The following is an 18172-nucleotide window of genomic DNA, read 5'->3' on the forward strand; positions in this document are numbered from 1 at the left end:
CAGAGGGATCGTCATGACTGCCAAGTTTTCGTTGGACAAGGATAAAATCAAGGTTCTGCTGCTGGAAGGAGTCCATCCCAACACCGTAGAGACCTTTCGTGCCGCAGGTTACACCAGTGTGGAGTATCTCAAGACCTCTCTCTCAGAAGAGGAGCTGATCGAGCAGATCCGTGACGTCCATTTCATCGGGCTGCGCTCCCGCACCCAGATCACCGAGAAGGTACTCGATGCCGCCAACAAGCTGGTCGCCATCGGCTGCTTCTGCATCGGCACCAACCAGGTCGAGCTGGAAGCGGCTCAGATCCGCGGCATTCCGGTCTTCAACGCCCCCTTCTCCAACACCCGTTCGGTCGCCGAACTGGTACTGGGTGAGATCCTGCTGCTGCTGCGCGGTATCCCCGAGAAGAACGCCAAGTGCCATCGCGGCGTGTGGGAAAAGCTGGCCAACCGCTCGGTAGAAGCCCGCGGCAAGAAGCTCGGCATCATCGGCTACGGCCACATCGGTACCCAGCTTGGCATCATCGCCGAAAGCATCGGCATGAAGGTTTATTACTATGATATCGAGAACAAGCTCTCGCTGGGCAACGCCATTCAGGTGCCGAGCATGGTCGAGCTGCTCAATATGTCTGACGTCATCAGCCTGCACGTACCGGAGACCGCCTCCACCAAGAACATGATCGGTGCCGAGCAGCTGCGGATGATGAAACCGGGCGCCATCTTCATCAACGCCGCACGCGGTACCGTGGTGGATATCGATGCGCTGGCTGACGTCATCAAGAGCGGCCATATTGCCGGCGCCGCCATCGACGTCTTCCCGGTCGAGCCCAAGTCTAATGAGGAAGAGTTCCAAAGCCCGCTGCGTGGGCTGGAGAACGTGATCCTGACCCCGCACATTGGTGGCACCACCCATGAAGCGCAGGAGAACATCGGGCTAGAAGTGGCCAACAAGCTGGTCAAATACTCTGACAACGGCTCCACTCTCTCCGCCGTCAACTTCCCGGAAGTGTCGCTGCCGGGCCACAAGGGCTCCAGCCGCCTGCTGCATATTCACCGCAACCAGCCGGGCGTGATGAACAAGATCAACCAGATCTTCGCCGAAGAGGGGATCAACATCGCCGGTCAATACCTGCAGACCAGCAGCCACATCGGTTACGTGGTGATCGACGTGGAGACCGAGCACAGCGAGAAGGCGCTCGCCAAGCTCAAGGAGATCAACGGCACCATCCGTGCCCGCATCCTCCACTGATAGACCCGTTTATCGGAGCAGCAAAAGCCCGTCGTGATGACGGGCTTTTTTATGATGCGACGCTCAACGCACATCCGCGTCTTGGCTCTTTTGCCCCCTTCTCCCCTCGCGGGAGAAGGGTTGGGGATGAGGGGCGAGAAGATACAAGTCTCACCCTGCCCTCTCCGAGAGAGAGAGGGTGCCAACTCACCCGCAAGATATGTGCTCTACCACCAGCCCAGCAGATTGCGACCTACCAGCGCGCCCCAAACCAGCGCATTGAGGGCCAGCGCGATAAAGACAGCGGCAGAGCCCAAATCCTTGGCTCGACCGGAGAGCTCGTGATGCTCGGAGCCAACCCTGTCAACCACTGCTTCGATGGCGGAGTTGAGGATCTCGACGATCACCACCAGCCAGCTGATGACGATAAGCAGCAGGATCTGGTTGAGAGAATCCCCCAACCAGAAGGCCAGCGGCATCAGCAACAGGATCAGCATCAGCTCCTGCCGAAACGCCGCCTCGTTGATCCAGGCTGACTTGAGCCCCTTGATGCTGTAACCGGTTGCGTTGATGATGCGGGTGACCCCGGTTGCCCCTGGCTTTGCCACGCTATCTACCTCATTTGGAATCGATTTTGGCCTCACATCCTATCAGAGCCCCCCAAGGTTTCAATCAGGGGACTTTTGCTTTATTTTATCTCTTTGCTTTTTCGCCCCTTGCGGCTGACACCACCCACTCGAGACTTGAGTTGTATGTCCATTCACACAGATGAATTGCGCACCCGTCGCCTGGAGTCACTGATCACTCCGAGCGAGCTCGCACACGCGTTTCCGATCACCGATACCATTGCCCAGAATCTGCTGGATGCCCGTCGCGAAGTGGAAGCCATTCTGGCCGGAGACGATCAGCGCCTGCTGGTCATCGTCGGCCCCTGCTCCATCCATGATCCCGCTGCTGCTCGCGAGTATGCCCTGCGTCTCAATGCCCTGCGCGAGCAACATAAAGAGAGCCTCTGCATCGTGATGCGCACCTACTTCGAGAAGCCGCGCACCATCGTCGGCTGGAAGGGGCTGATCAACGATCCGCGCCTCGATGGCAGCTTCGACGTCAACGAAGGGCTGAAACTGGCGCGCAAACTGCTGGTCGACATCAACGAAATCGGCATGCCCACCGCCACCGAATTCCTCGATATGGTGACCGGCCAGTATATTGCCGACCTCATCACCTGGGGAGCCATCGGCGCGCGTACTACCGAATCCCAGGTGCACCGCGAGATGGCCTCCGCCCTCTCCTGCCCGGTCGGCTTCAAGAACGGCACCGACGGCAATACCCGCATCGCCATCGATGCGGTGCGCGCCGCCCGTCACAGCCACATCTTCTATTCGCCGGACAAGGACGGCAAAATGACCATCTACCGCACCGCCGGTAACCCCTTTGGTCATGTAATCCTGCGTGGCGGCCACCGACCGAACTACGACACCGCCAGTGTCGATGAAGCGTGTGAAGCGCTGGCCGATGTGGGCCTGCCGGAACGTCTGGTGGTCGATTTCAGCCACGGCAACAGCATGAAGGATCACCGTCGTCAGCTGCTGGTGGCGCAAGACATCTGCGATCAGCTGCGCCGCGGCCGCACCGGCATCGCTGGCATCATGGCCGAGAGCTTCCTGGTGGAAGGGCGTCAGGATGTGGAGAACGGCTGCGCGGCCACCTTTGGCCAGAGCATCACCGATGCCTGCCTGTCATGGAGCGATACCGAAACCCTGCTGGCGATGCTGGCAGAGGCAGCGCAGGTGCGGTTGAACAAAGCAAACCTGCGGTAACAACTGCTGCATCACCCCTCGGCCTGAGCAAACAAGTTTGAACTGCACATAAAAACCAAGGGGCCAGTATTGTTGATACCGGCCCCTTCTTCTTGCTGTCGGCCGATTACGCTTCGCTAATCGACCCTACATGCGCGCTCTTTCCTACAGACTGGGCATAAACCAGACCCGGCCAGCGGCTTCGATGCGATCGGTGCGGATCTGGAACACCTGCGCCAGCAGCGCCTCATCCACCAGCTCGACACCGCCTTCGCGCACCACGGCGCCCTGTTGCAGACAGAGGATGCGGTCGGCCCAGTCGATGGCCAGATTGATATCGTGGATGGCGAGCACCACCAGCAGTCCCTGCACGGCCAACTTTTTCAGCAAGCGCAACAGCGCCAGCTGGTGATGAAGGTCGAGCCCAGCCAGCGGCTCATCCAGCAACAGCACCTTGCCGGTTAGATTGAGGCTCGGCCACACCTGCAGCAGGGTGCGGGCAATCAGCACCCGCTGCTGCTCGCCCCCCGACAAGCGACTGAAATCACGTGCCAGCAAGGCTTCCAGCTCCAATGCTTCGCACAGCGCGTTTATCGCTTCGTTCTGTCTGGCGGGCGCAACCGCCTCATTGAGCCCCAGGCTCAGCACCTGAAACACCGGAATATGAAACAGCTGAGGCAGGCGCTGGGGCAACATGGCACGCCGTTTGGCCAACTCCGGCCAACTCAGGTCAGTGAGCACTTCCCCCCCCAGCAGCACTGAACCCTCGGCGGGCAAAATCCCCGCCAACGCGCCAAGCAGGGTCGACTTGCCACTACCATTGGGACCGAGCAGAGCCACCAGCTGGCCGCCATGCCAGCGCAGATCGAGGGGGGAGAGCCGCCCGGCAATAGCGAGTGCACGCGCCTCCAGCAACGGGGCAGCAGCAAGAGCAGCAACAGAGATGGGATCAGCAGGCGACATCGGCATCTTGCCTCAACAACGGGTAAATAAGGAGACTGCGAGCCCCGACCAAATCATGCAGATATTCATGCAGCACCATCGGCAGTTTGCCTCAATAGCAGGTAGATAAAGAGCGGTGCCCCCACCGAGGCGGTAATCACCCCGATGGGCAGCTCACCGGCACTGAGTGCCGAGCGGGCTAACAGATCGGCGGCCAGCAGCAGAGCCCCGCCGCCGAGCGCCGAGGCGGGCAGCAGGAAGCGCTGATCGCTACCGCCGCATAACCGCAGCAGATGGGGCACCACCAGCCCGACAAAACCGATGACGCCGCACAGCGACACCGCCACACCGGTCAGCAGACAGACCGCCAGCACCAGCCGCACCCGCATCTTGTCCACATCCATCCCCATCAGGCGGGCCTGGGTCTCCCCCAGCAGCAACTGTTGCAGCGCCTTGCCCTGCCAGCAGAGCCAGCCCAGAGTGAGCGGCAGCACCAGCCACCACCAGCCGAACTGCTGGCTGCCGTAAGAGAGGCTGCCCATCATCCAGAACATGAATTCACGCAAGGAGCCATCGTCGGCAAAGTACATCAGCCAGGTCATGGCGGCATTGGTGAGAATACCGATGGCCACGCCAAACAGTAGCAAGCGGGCATGGCCGAGGCGTGCGCGGCGAGCCAACCGAATGAGCAGCATGGTCACCAGCAGCGCGCCACCGAAGGCCGCCAGCGACAGCCCCCAGCCGGGCAGATAGACACCGAGGGATTTGGCCACCGCCATCGCCACCATGGCGGCCAGTCCTGCTCCGCTCGAAACGCCAAGCAGCCCGGGCTCCGCCACCGGATTGTGCAGCATCACCTGCAACACAGCGCCGCCACAGGCCAGCGCCGCGCCTGCCAGCAGGGCCAGCAGGGCGCGCGGCAGCCGCAGCTCCAGCAGGATGCGCTGTTCGAGATCGCCAAGGGGCTGCCAGGGCAGCAGCACAAACTCGCCCCAGACGAGGGAGAAGAGAAACAGCAACAGGGTCAGCAGCGTCAGGCCAAACAGCCAGCGCCGCTGCCAGCGCTGCTGGCGGGCGATAAGGGAGAGGTACAAGGATGATCCCCGACAATAACTAGGCTTTATCCCAGGCCCTGTCGCAGAGCCGGGGGGAAGCAGGAAAAGGGCATGATAACAGCGGCTTGCCACCCAAGGTCAAGGCTGGTAACGCTTGGCCATCACGCTTATCTCGCCACTGGCTACCAGATTTTGCAGCGCCACCAACAAGGGCTGGCGCAGCGACTGGTGAGGTGAGTGCTTGCTCATCCCCAGATAGAGGGTCACCGGACTAGCGGGGCGGTAGTCCGCTTTGCTCACCCGGTTGGCATTTCCCTGACTCAGGGCATAGTCCACCTGACAGTCGGTGCCAATCATCAGCGGCAGGTGGCCGCGCTGCACCATGCGCAGCAACTGCTCCTCGGTGGGCACCCCGTGCTTGTCGAGGCGACTGTCAGAGTTGAAGGGCTCAAAGTAGGCGGAGTTGAGCACATAGCCCACCTTCACCCCCTGCAAATCGCGGTATTGGTGGATCCGGGCCACATTGACCGGCTGACCGTAAAACGCGGGCCAGCACTGGTAGTAAGCAGGCTGCAAATAGTCGATGAACTGCGCCCGCTCGGCGGTATAGGCGAGGCCAATCATCAGATCGACCCGACCGGTCTGCATCTGCTTGAGCGCCCGTCCCCAGGGCATCCGTTTCACCTTGAAGCGAATGCCGCTGCGGCTCTCCAGCTGTTGCAGAATATCCATGTCCAGCCCGTAAAACCGGCCATCCGGCTGCAGGATACGAAATGGCGGCCAGAGATCGGTGGCCACCGTCAGCGTCGGGGTCGCTCGCACCGGCATGGCAAATAACAGTAACAACGCTATCCAACTTAACTTGCCCATCCCGTCGCATACCTCGCACGGCCCGATCCTGTTGGTTAAAAATACCCTTCCGCACCACGTATGAAAACCCGTGGTTCAGGGATAAAATGCGCCGGATTTTAAAGGAGAACCCTATGAACCCGATTTTCGCCAGTATCGGCCTGCTGCTGTGCAGCAACGTCTTCATGACCTTCGCCTGGTACGCTCATCTCAAGAGCATGAACCACAAACCCTGGATCATTGCCGCGCTGGTGAGCTGGGGCATCGCCCTGTTCGAATACCTGTTGCAGGTGCCCGCCAACCGCATCGGCCATACGGTGATGAGCGTGGGGCAACTGAAAATCCTGCAAGAGGTGATCACCCTCACCGTATTCGTCCCCTTCTCTATCTTCTATCTCAAGGAAGATCTGAAATGGGACTACCTCTGGGCAGGGCTCTGCATTATGGGTGCGGTCTTTTTTGTCTTTCGCGAGAAACTGACCGGCGCCTGACGCTGTACACTCAATATCATCCCGCTCATGGCATCTCATTGATCGACGAGGCAAAAAAATGGAATTGCGAGACATGTTACAGATCCTGGCCAAGCAGGATGGCTCAGACCTCTATCTGTCGACCGGCGCCCCCCCCTGCGCCAAGTTCAACGGCGGCCTGCGCCCCCTGAATGAAACGCCGCTGGAGCCGGGAGAGGTGGCACGGATCGCCGCCGAGATCATGGATGGCGAGCAGAAACTGCAGTTTGACAAGGAGCTGGAGATGAACCTCGCCATCTCCCTGCCCCAGATCGGCCGCTTTCGGGTCAACATCTTCAAGCAGCGCAACGAAGTCTCCCTGGTGGCGCGCAACATCAAGACTGAAATTCCCCGCTTTGAAGACCTGAAACTCCCGCCCGTGCTGCTCGACACCATCATGGAGAAACGAGGTCTGGTGCTGTTTGTCGGCGGGACCGGCTCGGGCAAATCCACCTCGCTGGCGGCGCTGATCGACCACCGCAACCGCAACAGCGGCGGCCACATCATCACCATCGAAGATCCGGTGGAGTTCGTTCACCGCCACCGCAAGAGCATCATCAATCAGCGGGAAGTGGGGGTCGATACCCGCAGCTTCCACGCCGCGCTGAAAAACACCCTGCGTCAGGCACCGGACGTGATCCTTATCGGTGAAATTCGCGATCGCGAAACCATGGAGCATGCGCTGGCCTTCTCCGAAACCGGCCATCTTGCCATCTCCACCCTGCACGCCAACAACGCCAACCAGGCGCTGGACCGCATCATCAACTTCTTCCCCGAGGAGCGCCGCCCGCAGCTGCTCAACGATCTGGGCAACAACCTCAAGGCCTTTGTCTCGCAGCGACTGGTGAAAACTACCGATGGCGGCCGCCGGGCGGCGGTGGAGATCATGCTCGGCACCCACACCATCCGCGACATGATCAAGCGCGGCGAATTTGGCGGCCTGAAAGAGGTGATGGAGAAATCCAAGGCCCTTGGCATGGTCACCTTCGACAGTGCCCTGTTTGATCTGGTGGTGGAAGGGGTGATCGAGGAGGAAGAGGCGGTGAAGAACGCCGACTCGGCCAACAACCTGCGCCTCAAGATCAAGCTGTGGAAGGAGAAGGGACAGATTGCCAGCAGCAGCGATGCCACCGGCTGGAGCCTCGAACCCACCAAGGACGAGAAGGACGATATGTTCTAATCTGCCACCAGCGAGAACCCCGGGCCTGCCCGGGGTTCTCTTTATCCGGCACACCCCATCCGGTTTATCCGCTCACCCCGCACAGGCCACGGCCCTTCAGCACCAGCGGCGAACGCGCTGGCAATAATCCACATACTCGTTGCCGAAGCGGGCGCGCAGCAGCCGCTCCTCCGGCAGGATCTGGAAACGGGTCAACCAGGCCACCAGCACAATCGGCCCAGCCCACACCCAACCGCCACCGAGATAACAGCCCCAGGCGGCCAGCCAGCAGAGCAGCCCCAGATACATGGGATTGCGGCTGAAGCGATAGACGCCACAGGTCACCAGACGGCTGGTGTGCTGAGGCCTGGTGGGGCTGACCGTGGTCTGATGGTGGCGAAACCGTTGCAGGGCGCCAAAGCCCATGATGGCCCCTACCACGACCAGCGCAGCCATCAGCACCATTGCCCAGATACCGGGCTGGCTCTCCCCTCTTAGCCACCACATGGTTCCCGCACAGAGCAGGAAGATCAGCGGTGGTGGCAAACGTAACTCAAGATTGACCATTTTCTTCCCCTGACAAGTGTCAGCCGACCCCGTGTTGCGGTAGACTGCCAACCAGTCAGCGCCTGTTGAGAGTGACAAAGATCATAATAATAACAACAAGTTGTCGTTAGACCACAGCCAATGTTGACGCTCTCATCCAAACTATCCAACGCGAACAACAAAAAGGAATCACCATGCACAAGAAAACGCTATTGGCCACCCTGATCTTCGGCCTGCTCGCGGGCCAAGCCGTTGCGGCTCCCTACCTGCCCCTTGCGACGGATCATCGCAACGGTCAGGAGCAAACTGCCAGCAACGCCTGGTTGGAAGTGGATCTGGGCGCCTTCGAACACAATATCCAGACCCTCAAGGATCGCCTCGGTGACAAGGGTCCGCAGATCTGCGCCATCATGAAGGCCGACGCCTATGGTCATGGCATCGACCTGCTGGTCCCCTCCGTGGTCAAAGCCAATATCCCCTGCATCGGCATCGCCAGCAACGAAGAGGCGCGCGTTGCCCGCGAGAAGGGCTTTACCGGCCGTCTGATGCGGGTGCGTGCCGCCACACCGGCCGAAGTGGAGCAGGCGCTGCCCTACAAGATGGAAGAGCTGATCGGCAGTCTGGTGAGTGCCCAGGGGATCGCCGATATCGCCCAGCGCCACCACACCAATATTCCGGTACACATAGGTCTCAACTCTGCCGGCATGAGCCGCAACGGCATCGACCTGCGTCTGGCCGATGCCAAGCAGGATGCGCTGGCCATGCTCAAGCTCAAGGGGATCACCCCGGTCGGCATCATGACCCACTTCCCGGTAGAGGAGAAAGAGGACGTCAAGATGGGGCTGGCCCAGTTTAAACTGGACTCCCAGTGGCTGCTGGAAGCGGGCAAGCTGGATCGCAGCAAGATCACCATCCACGCCGCCAACTCCTTCGCCACCCTGGAAGTGCCGGATGCCTACTTCGACATGGTGCGCCCGGGTGGCCTGCTCTACGGCGACTCCATCCCCTCCTACACCGAATACAAGCGGGTGATGGCATTCAAGACCCAGGTCGCCTCGGTCAACCACTACCCGGCGGGCAATACCGTTGGTTATGACCGCACCTTCACCCTCAAGCGTGACTCCTGGCTCGCCAACCTGCCATTGGGCTACTCCGATGGCTACCGCCGTGCGCTCAGCAACAAGGCCTATGTGCTGATCCAGGGTCAGAAGGTGCCGGTGGTCGGCAAGACCTCCATGAACACCATCATGGTGGACGTCACTGATCTCAAAGGGGTAAAACCCGGTGATGAAGTGGTGCTGTTTGGCCGTCAGGGTGAAGCCGAGGTGAAACAGGCCGATCTGGAGGAGTACAACGGCGCCCTGCTTGCGGACATGTACACCATCTGGGGCTACACCAACCCCAAGAAGATCAAACGCTGATACGCGAGATGAAAAAGGGCTCCCGATGGAGCCCTTTTTGTTATTGCTTCATTGTCTGCCGCGCTCAAGCGGCTTTTTTACGGGTCACAAACAGACTCAGCCCCATGGATGCCAGCAGGATCAACGCAACTACACCAAGCGCAATGCCGGTCGGGATCTTGAAGATATCCAGCAGCAGCATCTTGACCCCGATAAACATCAGGATCAGCGCCAGACCGTACTTCAGCAGGGCAAAGCGATCAGCCACACCGGCCAGCAGGAAGTACATGGCACGCAGACCCATGATGGCGAAGATGTTGGAGGTCAGCACGATGAAGGGATCCGTGGTCACCGCGAAGATGGCCGGGATACTGTCCACCGCGAAGATGAGATCGCTCACCTCCACCAGCACCAGAATGAGCAGTAGCGGGGTGGCATAGCGCACACCGTCACGCCAGACGAAGAAGTTCTCCCCTTCCAGGGTCTCGGTCACCTTGAAGCGACGGCGCATCCAACCCAGCAGCGGGTTGTTGGCCAAGTCTGGCTCCTTGTCGGCCGCCCACAGCATCTTGGCACCGGTCAGCAGCAAGAAGGCGCCGAACAGGTAGAGGATCCAGTGGAACTGCTCGATGAGCCAGCTGCCCGCGAACACCATACCGGCACGCATCACGATGGCACCCAGTACCCCGTACAGCAGCACCCGGCGCTGCAGCTCGGCCGGAATGGCAAAGTAGCCAAACAGCATCAGCCAGACGAAGACGTTGTCCACCGCCAGCGCTTTCTCGATAAGGTAGCCGGTGAGGAACTCCAGCCCTTTCTGGTTGGCAATTTCACGGCCTGCGCTGTGATCCAGCCAGAGCCAGATCGCGAGGTTGAAGAGCAGGGCCACACTGATCCAGATGAGGGACCAGACACCCGCCTCTTTGAGAGACACCTTGTGTGACTTGCCGCCACCGACAAAGCGTATGTCTATCCATAACAGGACCAGCACTATGCTGAAGAAACCGGTCCACATCCACCATTCACCCATTTTCACTTCTCCCAAAAACGACAAAACCCACGACCGAGAGGCGTGGGTTTGCGTTTGGAGCAGATACACCTTGCCTCTCGGCAAGGTCTCACTTACAGCTGATTTTCATCAACTGCCCGGCTGCCGGGTGCACTGCAGGATATGGGTGCACCGTAATGACGACAAACCGGCGAGAAGTTACTCCCCTTGTGCGCGGATATTAACAGCGGAAAAAGATAACGCCAAGAGGCATCTTCATCTGTTGCCAAAATTAATCGGGGCCCCATCAAGGGGCCCCGTAAACAGGTTCAACACATCCCCATCAGAGCGGATCGACCTTGAGGCAAGAGACCGCGTGATCGAAATTCCCCTCCAGCACGGGCCGGGTCTTGGCGCACTCGGGGCCAGCTACCGGGCAGCGGGTGCGGAACACGCAACCGGACGGCGGATTCATCGGCGAGGGCAAGTCCCCCTCCAGGATCTGGATCACCTTGTTGCGCTCCAGCTCCGGGTCCGGGATCGGTACCGCTGACATCAGCGCCTTGGTGTAGGGGTGCAACGGATTGGCGAAGATCTCCTTGCGGGTCCCCAGCTCGACGGCGTTGCCCAGATACATCACCAGCACCCGATCGGAGATATGTTTGACCACCGACAGGTCGTGGGCGATGAAGATGAGCGACAGCCCCATCTCCTTTTGCAGCGACTTGAGCAGGTTGACCACCTGCGCCTGAATGGAGACATCGAGCGCCGAGACCGGCTCGTCACAGATGATCATCTTGGGCTCGAGGATCAGCGCCCGGGCAATCCCGATCCGCTGGCACTGACCGCCGGAGAACTCGTGGGGATAGCGGTTCACCAGGTTGGGTAGCAGCCCCACCTTGCTCATCATGGCGCGCACCTTCTCCTTCACCTCCTCCCGTGGCAGCTTGGGGTAGAAGGTGATGAGCGGCTCGGCGATGATGTCGCCGATGGTCATGCGCGGGTTCAGCGAGGCCAGCGGGTCCTGGAAGATCATCTGGATCTCTTTGCGCTTCTCGCGCAGGGCATTCTGGTCGAGCTTGGTGAGATCGTCGCCGAGCCACACCACCTTGCCATCGGTGGCCGGTACCAGACCGATGATGGCGCGGGCAAAGGTCGACTTGCCGCAGCCGGACTCACCTACGACTCCCAGGGTCTCCCCTTCGTAGAGACGCATGGTCACGCCATCGACGGCTTTCAGATCAGACGGCTTGGCCCAGGGCCACGCCTTGCCACTCTTGATACTGAAGTGGACCTTGAGGTCAGACACTTCCAACAGCAATTTTTTGTCGGCACCCATTTAGTTGGCCCCCTTGTTGATGGCATCCGAAACCCAGTGGCAAGCACGTTCCCGACCGTCGTTGAACGGCGTGAGGATCGGTGACTGTTGGCCGCAAATCTCGCTGACCCGGTGGCAACGCTCCTGGAAGGGGCAGCCGGTGGGCAGACGCAGCAGGTTGGGCGGATTGCCCGGTATGGTGGGCAGCACTTCCCCTTCGGTATCGAGGCGGGGAATGGCGCGCAGCAAACCTTCGGTATAGGGGTGGCTCGGGCGATAGAAGATATCGTCGACCTTGCCGTACTCCATGGTACGACCGGCATACATTACCAGCACCTTGTTGCAGATACCGGCAACCACGCCAAGGTCGTGGGTAATCATGATGATGGCGGTGTTGAACTCGCGCTTGAGCTCGTTCATCAGGGTCATGATCTGGGCCTGTACGGTCACGTCGAGGGCCGTGGTCGGCTCATCGGCGATCAGCAGTTGCGGCCGGCAGAGCAGCGCCATGGCGATCATCACCCGCTGACGCATGCCGCCGGAAAACTCGTGGGGATACATGCCCATCCGCTTGCGCGCTTCGGGAATTTTCACCGCATCGAGCATCCGCACCGACTCTTCGAACGCTTCCGCCTTGCTCACCCCTTTGTGCAGCATCAGCACTTCCATCAGCTGATCCTTCACCTTCATGTAGGGGTTCAGCGAGGTCATGGGGTCCTGAAAGATCATGGCGATCTTCTCGGCGCGGATCTTGTTGAGCTTGGACTCCGGCAGGTTGAGGATCTCCTCCCCCTGAAACTTGGCGGAACCGGTAATAATGCCGTTTTTGGCCAGCAGGCCCATGATGGCAAAGGCAGTCTGGGATTTGCCGGAGCCTGATTCACCGACGATCCCCAGGGTCTCGCCTGCGGCGAGGGAGAAGTTGAGGTCGTTGACCGCCACCACATTGCCATCCGGGGTCTTGAACTCGACCCGCAGATCTTTTACATCCAGTAATTTCATAAAAACTCCTTATCGATCTTTCGTGACGTTTTCCTGTCGATCCGATTCGCTGTCAGCGATGGGTGGCCGCGCTCTTGCGGGCAGCCACTTGCCACCTTGATTAGCGATCCTTCGGATCGAGGGCGTCACGCAGACCATCCCCGAGGAAGTTGAAGCAAAACAGGGTCACCACCATAAAGCAGGCGGGGAACAGCAGTTGCCAGATGGCCACTTCCATCGACTTGGAGCCTTCATCCAGCAGGGCACCCCAGCTGGTCATCGGTTCCTGAACACCAAGGCCCAGGAAACTGAGGAAGGATTCAAACATGATCATGCCCGGCACCAGCAAGGTGGCGTAGACGGCCACGATACCGAGCACGTTCGGTACAATGTGACGGGTGATGATCTTCCACTTGGAGACGCCACAGACGTGGGCCGCCTCGATAAACTCCTTGCTCTTGAGGCTCAGGGTCTGGCCGCGCACGATCCGCGCCATGTCGAGCCAGCTCACCGCCCCGATGGCGATAAAGATGAGCGCCAGATTGCGGCCGAAAAAGGTGACCAGCATGATGACGAAGAACATGAAGGGGAAGGCGTTGAGGATCTCCAGTACCCGCATCATCAGGCTGTCGACCCGCCCGCCGATAAAGCCGGAGGCCGCGCCATACAGGGTGCCGATGATGACCGCCACCATGGCGCCCATGATGCCGACCATCAGCGAGATGCGCCCGCCCAGCAAGGTGCGCACGAACAGATCGCGGCCCAGGCTGTCGGTACCGAAGTAGTGACCCGCTTCCATATCCGGCGGCGACTGCATGGCGCCCCAGTCCGGATCGTCAAAGGTGAATTGTGACAAATGGGGGCCAAAGATGACCGCCAGACCGATGATGGTCAGAATGATCAGGCTGGTCAGTGCCGCCTTGTTGCGCAGGAAACGGCGACGGGCATCCTTCCACAGGGAGCGCCCCTCCACCACCTCTACTTTTTGCGCGAAGGCCTCGACGGCATCGCGTTTTTCAGTTGAAACAACCATGATGAACTCCCGAATTAGTAACGGATCTTGGGATCGATAAAGGCATAGAGAATATCGACCACAGCGTTAAAGGTGATGGTGAGAGCGCCGACCAGAATGGTCAGACCGAGCACCATGGAGTAATCACGGTTAAGGGCACCGTTGACGAACAGCTGACCGATCCCCGGCAGACCGAAGATGGTCTCGATCACCACTGAACCTGTGATGATGCCGACAAAGGCCGGGCCCAGATAGGAGACCACCGGCAGCATGGCAGGACGCAGCGCGTGTTTCAGGATGATGTGGCGCAGCGGCAAGCCCTTGGCGCGGGCGGTACGGATGAAGTTGGAGTTCATAGTCTCGATCATGCTGCCCCGCATGATCCGCGAGATGGCGGAGATGTAATACATCATCATGCCGAACACCGGCAGCACCATAAACTGCACGCCACCACCCTGCCAGCCACCGGCAGGGAACCAGCCCAGATGAATACTGAAAAAAAGCACCAGCAAGGGCGCCAGCACAAAGCCCGGTATCACCACCCCGGCCATGGCCGACGACATCAGCAGATAGTCGATGATGGTGTTCTGTTTCAGGGCCGCAATGGTGCCGAAGGTGACCCCCAGCAGCACGGCGAAGAAGAAGGCCGCAGTCCCGATCTTGGCAGACACAGGCAGCGCCTGACTCACCAGATCATTGACGGTGAAATCCTTGTATTTGAAAGAGGGCCCCAAATCCCCCTGCACCAGGTTACCCAGGTAGGTGAGATATTGCATGCCAATGGGTTTGTCGAGCCCGTATTTGGCCTCGATATTGGCGATGACTTCGGGGGGCAGTGAGCGCTCGCTGGTAAAGGGGTTACCCGGGGCGAAACGCATCATGAAGAAAGAGACGGTGATCAAGACCAGCAGAGTCGGGATCGCTTCCAATAGCCGTTTAAAAATGAATTTCAACATAGACATTACCTGTCCTGAACTGCTTCCAAATGGTCGCGGTTGTAATAAAGGCCCGCCGTCTGGCGGGCCCTGCTTGTTATGCGACTTGTTGCTTTAAATCAGTGAGCAATGATGTACATATCTTTGCTGTAGAGGTTATCCAGCGGGTTGGCCGGGTAGCCGCCTACATAGGGTTTGACCATACGGGCAGTCACGTACTGGTAGATGGGCGCAATCGGCATGTCTTTGGCCAGGATCTCTTCAGCCTGGACGTAGAGCTTGTTGCGGGCAGCCACATCGACCTGATCACGGGACGAATCCATCAGCTTGTCGAACTCCGGATTGGAGTACTTGCCGTCGTTGTTGCCGTGGGTGGTCTGCATCAGATCCAGCATGGACGAGGCTTCGTTGTAGTCGGCGATCCAGCCGGCACGACCCACGTCAAACTGGCCCTGTTTCTTGGTTTCCAGGTAAGTTTTCCACTCCTGGTTGACCAGGCTGACCTGCACGCCCAGCTTCTTCCACATGGAGGCAACGGCCACAGCCACTTTCTTGTGGTTGTCGTCGGTGTTGTAGAGCAGCTCGAACTTCAGCGGCTTGCTGGCATCGAAACCGGCCTCTTCCAGCAGCGCCTTGGCCTTGGCATCACGCTCGGCCTGGGTCATCTTCGACCACTCGGGGGCGACCGGTTTGAAGCCATCCACAAAGTCCGGCACCAGGGTGTAACCCGGCGTCTGACCCTGACCCATCACCTTGTCGGCGATCACGTTACGATCGATGGCATAGGAGAGCGCGGTACGGACACGCACATCGTCAAACGGCTTCTTCTTGACGTTGTACTGGTAGTAGTAAGTGCCGACATAACCGGTCACTTTCAGCTCGTCCGGCTTCTCTTTCTTCATCTGCTTGAAGCGCTCGATGGGCATCTGATAGGTAATGTCCACTTCGCCCGCCAGATAGCGGCTCAGATCGGCGTTGGTAGACTGGATCGGCAGATAGACCACCTTGTTGATAACGGTCTTGCCATCGTTCCAGTAGTGCTTGTTGCGTTCCACTTCGACGCGCTCGTTCACCACCCAGCTCTTCAGGGCATAGGCACCGTTGGATACCATATTTTCCGGCTGGGTCCACTTGTCACCAAACTTCTCGATCACCTTCTTCGGCACCGGATAGGTGGTGGTGTGGGAGAGCATGCTGACGAAGTAAGGGATCGCTTTCTCAAGCTGCACTTCGAAGGTGTAGTCGTCGGTCGCCTTCACGCCCAGAGTATCCGCAGGCTTCTTGCCGGCGATGATCTCGGATGCGTTGGCAATGGTCGGGATCTCCAGATACCAGGAGTAAGGAGAGGCGGTTTTCGGATCGACGGCGCGTTTGAAGGCAAATTCGAAGTCGTGCGCGGTGACCGGGTCACCGTTGGACCACTTGGCATCTTTGCGCAGGTGGAAGACGTAGTGCTTGTTATCCTTGGTTTCCCAGGATTCGGCCACCGCCGGGAGAATTTCCCCTTTCGGACCGGAAGCAACGAGACCCTCGAACAGGTCGCGCAGGATATTGGATTCGACCGTTCCTTCGGTCTTGTGCGGGTCAAGGGTCGCAGGCTCCGAGCCGTTGCCTTTTACCAGTTGCTGGACTTCAGCCAGCTTGGTTCCCGCCGGGACATCGGCAGCCTGAGCCACATTGACGCCACCAAACAGTGCAGCCATCAGCAGTGTGTTAATCATTGTTTTTTTATGAGTCATTTCCCTACTCCAACAAGAACATTCCATGCGTTTTTTAAAGTGACGGGGTTAAAACCCGCTCCCAGCATAATTCCCTGCCAATTCCGATAATGCAACAGATATTGTCAGGGTAATCGGCATTTCCTGGTCAAAAAACCAGCACCAGCGCGCTTTCTCAGTATTAAAACACCAGCGCCACGCTCATTTTTTACACAAACGACCGATTCTAGAAAAGCGCGGGCAAAAAGCAACCAATAAAAAGCCGGTCACGAGGACCGGCTTTCATAAAACAGACCTGGCTCACATCAGGCTGGGGAAAACCCCCTTGATGCCGGCCACCATGATCTCGATGCCAAGGGACATCATGATAAGGCCCATGATACGGGTCACCACGTTGATCCCGGTGTTGCCCATGATCTTGAACAGCAGCGGCGCGGCACGGAAGATGAGCCAGGAGCAGAAGGAGAAAACAACGACAACGACTGACATGCCGAGCAGTTGCTGCCAGTGGCTCTGGCTGGCATAGACGATGACCGAAGAGATGGCACCGGGGCCCGCCATCAGCGGCAGCGCCAGCGGCACCACGGCGATAGACTCGCGCACCGCCAGTTCCCCCTTCTCCTGTTTGTTGTGTTTCACTTCACCGAGCTTGCCCTGCAGCATCGACCAGGCGATCAGGGTGATGAGCGATCCCCCGGCAATGCGGAACGACGCCAGCGAGATGCCAAACCCATCGAGGATCAGCTGCCCCATATACATGGAGACCAGCAGGATCACCATCACCGCGATATTGGCGGTGGTATTGGTTTTCATCCGCTCGGCCTGGGTATGGTGGCTGGTCAGGCTGACAAACACCGGCAACAGACCCAGCGGGTTGATAATTGCGAACAAACCGACAAAAAACTTTAGATACAGCGAGACGTCAATTGCTGCCATAGGCGCCTTCCAATAGAGTTTCGGGCCCACTGGGCCAGTCCATTAATTTCGTGCGTAAATTTACATCATAGCCAGAGCGGGCACCAATCAAATAATCTCACCATTTGGGGGGGTTTTTAGTTAGTTCATCTAATGCATCCGCGCTAACTGGCATAAACAAATGCCAAAAGCCCCTGCCACCGCCCGACCCGCGTCACAAGAGTGAACGAGAGTCTGTTTAATCAGGCCCGGCAGCGCTGACGGGGACTGACTGGATGGAAAAGCGACTCGAGAGACTCCACCTGCGACGTTCCCCATCTTTCAGGCCCGACACCACTGACATGAATCGGCCGGAGAGCCGCAATGCCAAAACGGGTAAAGCGGGCAGAAATGGCTCCCTCGGGCAATAAAGCAGATTAGTCATGGATTAAAACAACAATCATTTTCGCAACAAATGCGGAAATAAAGCGCGTTTGTCGGTGGTTTCGAAACCGATTCACTCATATTTGCTAACCAATACCGCCAAAACAGCTCTTCATCCCGATCTCAAAGTGCAATTAACCATTTGATAAATGTGGTTTATTACCCTGCATTAACAAGTCTCTCGCCTTCCCCTTGCCAGCACACTCCTGTAACATCAGTCAAACAAGGATTGTGAAATAAAATTTCTTTTGTTCTTTTGTTACACATGATCCAGATCAAGTTTTTCTGAGTCAGCCCCGCTCTATAATCGACTCAGAAAGCGATTTAGTAAGGCATGTGAAAAAGCTGTTGCAACGATACCGTCTTGACAGGGCGACTATAATTGCCGGGCATTGCCA

Annotated in this window: 17 protein-coding genes; 5 read left to right on the forward strand and 12 right to left on the reverse strand. The window is 58.5% G+C overall.

All coding sequences use genetic code 11. The annotated features are described in order from the left end of the window. Positions 1-13 precede the first annotated feature (13 nt). Complete coding sequence (gene serA, locus I6G90_RS08195) at positions 14-1246, forward strand: phosphoglycerate dehydrogenase (RefSeq protein ID WP_197930688.1); 1233 nt, start codon at positions 14-16, stop codon at positions 1244-1246. Positions 1247-1452: 206 nt separating this feature from the next. Here the strand turns inward: serA and I6G90_RS08200 are convergent, their stop codons facing one another. Continuing rightward, positions 1453-1833, reverse strand: a complete 381-nt coding sequence (locus tag I6G90_RS08200) for a diacylglycerol kinase (RefSeq protein ID WP_075112066.1) — start codon at positions 1831-1833, stop codon at positions 1453-1455. A gap of 144 nt (positions 1834-1977) precedes the next feature. Between I6G90_RS08200 and I6G90_RS08205 the strand changes: the two genes are divergently transcribed. Next, a complete protein-coding gene (locus I6G90_RS08205; protein ID WP_182969315.1) occupies positions 1978-3045 on the forward strand; it encodes a 3-deoxy-7-phosphoheptulonate synthase in 1068 nt (355 codons plus the stop codon). 144 nt (positions 3046-3189) lie between these two features. Here the strand turns inward: I6G90_RS08205 and I6G90_RS08210 are convergent, their stop codons facing one another. The 3 genes from I6G90_RS08210 to I6G90_RS08220 form a co-directional block, all read right to left on the reverse strand. Then, on the reverse strand, positions 3190-3987 hold the full coding sequence (locus tag I6G90_RS08210; protein ID WP_197931183.1) for an ATP-binding cassette domain-containing protein: 798 nt from the start codon (positions 3985-3987) through the stop codon (positions 3190-3192). A 65-nt stretch (positions 3988-4052) separates the two neighbouring features. Beyond that, a complete protein-coding gene (gene btuC, locus I6G90_RS08215; protein ID WP_197930689.1) occupies positions 4053-5060 on the reverse strand; it encodes a vitamin B12 ABC transporter permease BtuC in 1008 nt (335 codons plus the stop codon). A 99-nt stretch (positions 5061-5159) separates the two neighbouring features. Further along, positions 5160-5891, reverse strand: a complete 732-nt coding sequence (locus tag I6G90_RS08220) for a substrate-binding periplasmic protein (protein WP_042656045.1) — start codon at positions 5889-5891, stop codon at positions 5160-5162. Positions 5892-6004: 113 nt separating this feature from the next. Here I6G90_RS08220 and I6G90_RS08225 point away from each other — a divergent pair, with 113 nt between their 5' ends. Together I6G90_RS08225 and tapW are read left to right on the forward strand one after the other, a co-directional pair. Next, positions 6005-6361 carry a DMT family protein gene (locus I6G90_RS08225; protein WP_075112061.1) on the forward strand — a complete coding sequence of 119 codons (357 nt, stop codon included), beginning with the start codon at positions 6005-6007 and terminating at the stop codon, positions 6359-6361. A gap of 58 nt (positions 6362-6419) precedes the next feature. Beyond that, positions 6420-7559 (forward strand): type IVa pilus ATPase TapW, encoded by a 1140-nt coding sequence (tapW, locus tag I6G90_RS08230; RefSeq protein ID WP_042057762.1) that lies wholly within the window; start codon positions 6420-6422, stop codon positions 7557-7559. 96 nt (positions 7560-7655) lie between these two features. Here tapW and I6G90_RS08235 read toward each other — a convergent pair whose 3' ends face one another. Next, the gene (locus tag I6G90_RS08235; protein ID WP_197930690.1) at positions 7656-8105 is read right to left on the reverse strand and encodes a methyltransferase family protein; all 450 of its coding nucleotides are present in this window, start codon (positions 8103-8105) and stop codon (positions 7656-7658) included. A gap of 173 nt (positions 8106-8278) precedes the next feature. On the opposite strand from I6G90_RS08235, the gene alr reads away from it, so the two are divergent. Next, the gene (gene alr, locus I6G90_RS08240) at positions 8279-9505 is read left to right on the forward strand and encodes an alanine racemase (protein WP_058054059.1); all 1227 of its coding nucleotides are present in this window, start codon (positions 8279-8281) and stop codon (positions 9503-9505) included. Positions 9506-9569: 64 nt separating this feature from the next. Here alr and I6G90_RS08245 read toward each other — a convergent pair whose 3' ends face one another. From I6G90_RS08245 to I6G90_RS08275, 7 genes are all read right to left on the reverse strand, one after another. After that, positions 9570-10514 carry a TerC family protein gene (locus I6G90_RS08245; RefSeq protein ID WP_033137996.1) on the reverse strand — a complete coding sequence of 315 codons (945 nt, stop codon included), beginning with the start codon at positions 10512-10514 and terminating at the stop codon, positions 9570-9572. A 301-nt stretch (positions 10515-10815) separates the two neighbouring features. Further along, positions 10816-11811, reverse strand: coding sequence for a murein tripeptide/oligopeptide ABC transporter ATP binding protein OppF (gene oppF, locus I6G90_RS08250; RefSeq protein WP_042057772.1), 996 nt, complete (start codon positions 11809-11811; stop codon positions 10816-10818). Next, the gene (oppD, locus tag I6G90_RS08255) at positions 11812-12792 is read right to left on the reverse strand and encodes an ABC transporter ATP-binding protein (protein WP_042057775.1); all 981 of its coding nucleotides are present in this window, start codon (positions 12790-12792) and stop codon (positions 11812-11814) included. A gap of 100 nt (positions 12793-12892) precedes the next feature. Continuing rightward, positions 12893-13804: an oligopeptide ABC transporter permease OppC gene (oppC, locus tag I6G90_RS08260; RefSeq protein ID WP_042057777.1), complete on the reverse strand. Its 912-nt coding sequence runs from the start codon at positions 13802-13804 to the stop codon at positions 12893-12895. A gap of 14 nt (positions 13805-13818) precedes the next feature. Further along, positions 13819-14739: an oligopeptide ABC transporter permease OppB gene (oppB, locus tag I6G90_RS08265; RefSeq protein ID WP_042057779.1), complete on the reverse strand. Its 921-nt coding sequence runs from the start codon at positions 14737-14739 to the stop codon at positions 13819-13821. Between the two features lie 98 nt (positions 14740-14837). Then, positions 14838-16457 carry an ABC transporter substrate-binding protein gene (locus I6G90_RS08270; RefSeq protein WP_075112057.1) on the reverse strand — a complete coding sequence of 540 codons (1620 nt, stop codon included), beginning with the start codon at positions 16455-16457 and terminating at the stop codon, positions 14838-14840. Between the two features lie 279 nt (positions 16458-16736). Continuing rightward, on the reverse strand, positions 16737-17372 hold the full coding sequence (locus I6G90_RS08275) for a YchE family NAAT transporter (protein ID WP_005337678.1): 636 nt from the start codon (positions 17370-17372) through the stop codon (positions 16737-16739). Between the last annotated feature and the right edge of the window lie 800 nt (positions 17373-18172).

It is taken from the genome of Aeromonas allosaccharophila (genome assembly GCF_016026615.1).
Lineage (GTDB): Bacteria > Pseudomonadota > Gammaproteobacteria > Enterobacterales > Aeromonadaceae > Aeromonas > Aeromonas allosaccharophila.

What these genes read in the sequence shown, in the direction of transcription:
- serA (WP_197930688.1), top strand. Translation starts at nt 14, where the DNA reads ATGACTGCCAAGTTTTCGTTGGACAAGGATAAAATCAAGGTTCTGCTG.
- I6G90_RS08205 (WP_182969315.1), top strand. Translation starts at nt 1,978, where the DNA reads ATGTCCATTCACACAGATGAATTGCGCACCCGTCGCCTGGAGTCACTG.
- I6G90_RS08210 (WP_197931183.1), bottom strand. Translation starts at nt 3,987, where the DNA reads ATGTCGCCTGCTGATCCCATCTCTGTTGCTGCTCTTGCTGCTGCCCCG.
- I6G90_RS08220 (WP_042656045.1), bottom strand. Translation starts at nt 5,891, where the DNA reads ATGGGCAAGTTAAGTTGGATAGCGTTGTTACTGTTATTTGCCATGCCG.
- I6G90_RS08225 (WP_075112061.1), top strand. Translation starts at nt 6,005, where the DNA reads ATGAACCCGATTTTCGCCAGTATCGGCCTGCTGCTGTGCAGCAACGTC.
- tapW (WP_042057762.1), top strand. Translation starts at nt 6,420, where the DNA reads ATGGAATTGCGAGACATGTTACAGATCCTGGCCAAGCAGGATGGCTCA.
- I6G90_RS08235 (WP_197930690.1), bottom strand. Translation starts at nt 8,105, where the DNA reads ATGGTCAATCTTGAGTTACGTTTGCCACCACCGCTGATCTTCCTGCTC.
- alr (WP_058054059.1), top strand. Translation starts at nt 8,279, where the DNA reads ATGCACAAGAAAACGCTATTGGCCACCCTGATCTTCGGCCTGCTCGCG.
- I6G90_RS08245 (WP_033137996.1), bottom strand. Translation starts at nt 10,514, where the DNA reads ATGGGTGAATGGTGGATGTGGACCGGTTTCTTCAGCATAGTGCTGGTC.
- oppF (WP_042057772.1), bottom strand. Translation starts at nt 11,811, where the DNA reads ATGGGTGCCGACAAAAAATTGCTGTTGGAAGTGTCTGACCTCAAGGTC.
- oppD (WP_042057775.1), bottom strand. Translation starts at nt 12,792, where the DNA reads ATGAAATTACTGGATGTAAAAGATCTGCGGGTCGAGTTCAAGACCCCG.
- oppC (WP_042057777.1), bottom strand. Translation starts at nt 13,804, where the DNA reads ATGGTTGTTTCAACTGAAAAACGCGATGCCGTCGAGGCCTTCGCGCAA.
- oppB (WP_042057779.1), bottom strand. Translation starts at nt 14,739, where the DNA reads ATGTTGAAATTCATTTTTAAACGGCTATTGGAAGCGATCCCGACTCTG.
- I6G90_RS08270 (WP_075112057.1), bottom strand. Translation starts at nt 16,457, where the DNA reads ATGACTCATAAAAAAACAATGATTAACACACTGCTGATGGCTGCACTG.
- I6G90_RS08275 (WP_005337678.1), bottom strand. Translation starts at nt 17,372, where the DNA reads ATGGCAGCAATTGACGTCTCGCTGTATCTAAAGTTTTTTGTCGGTTTG.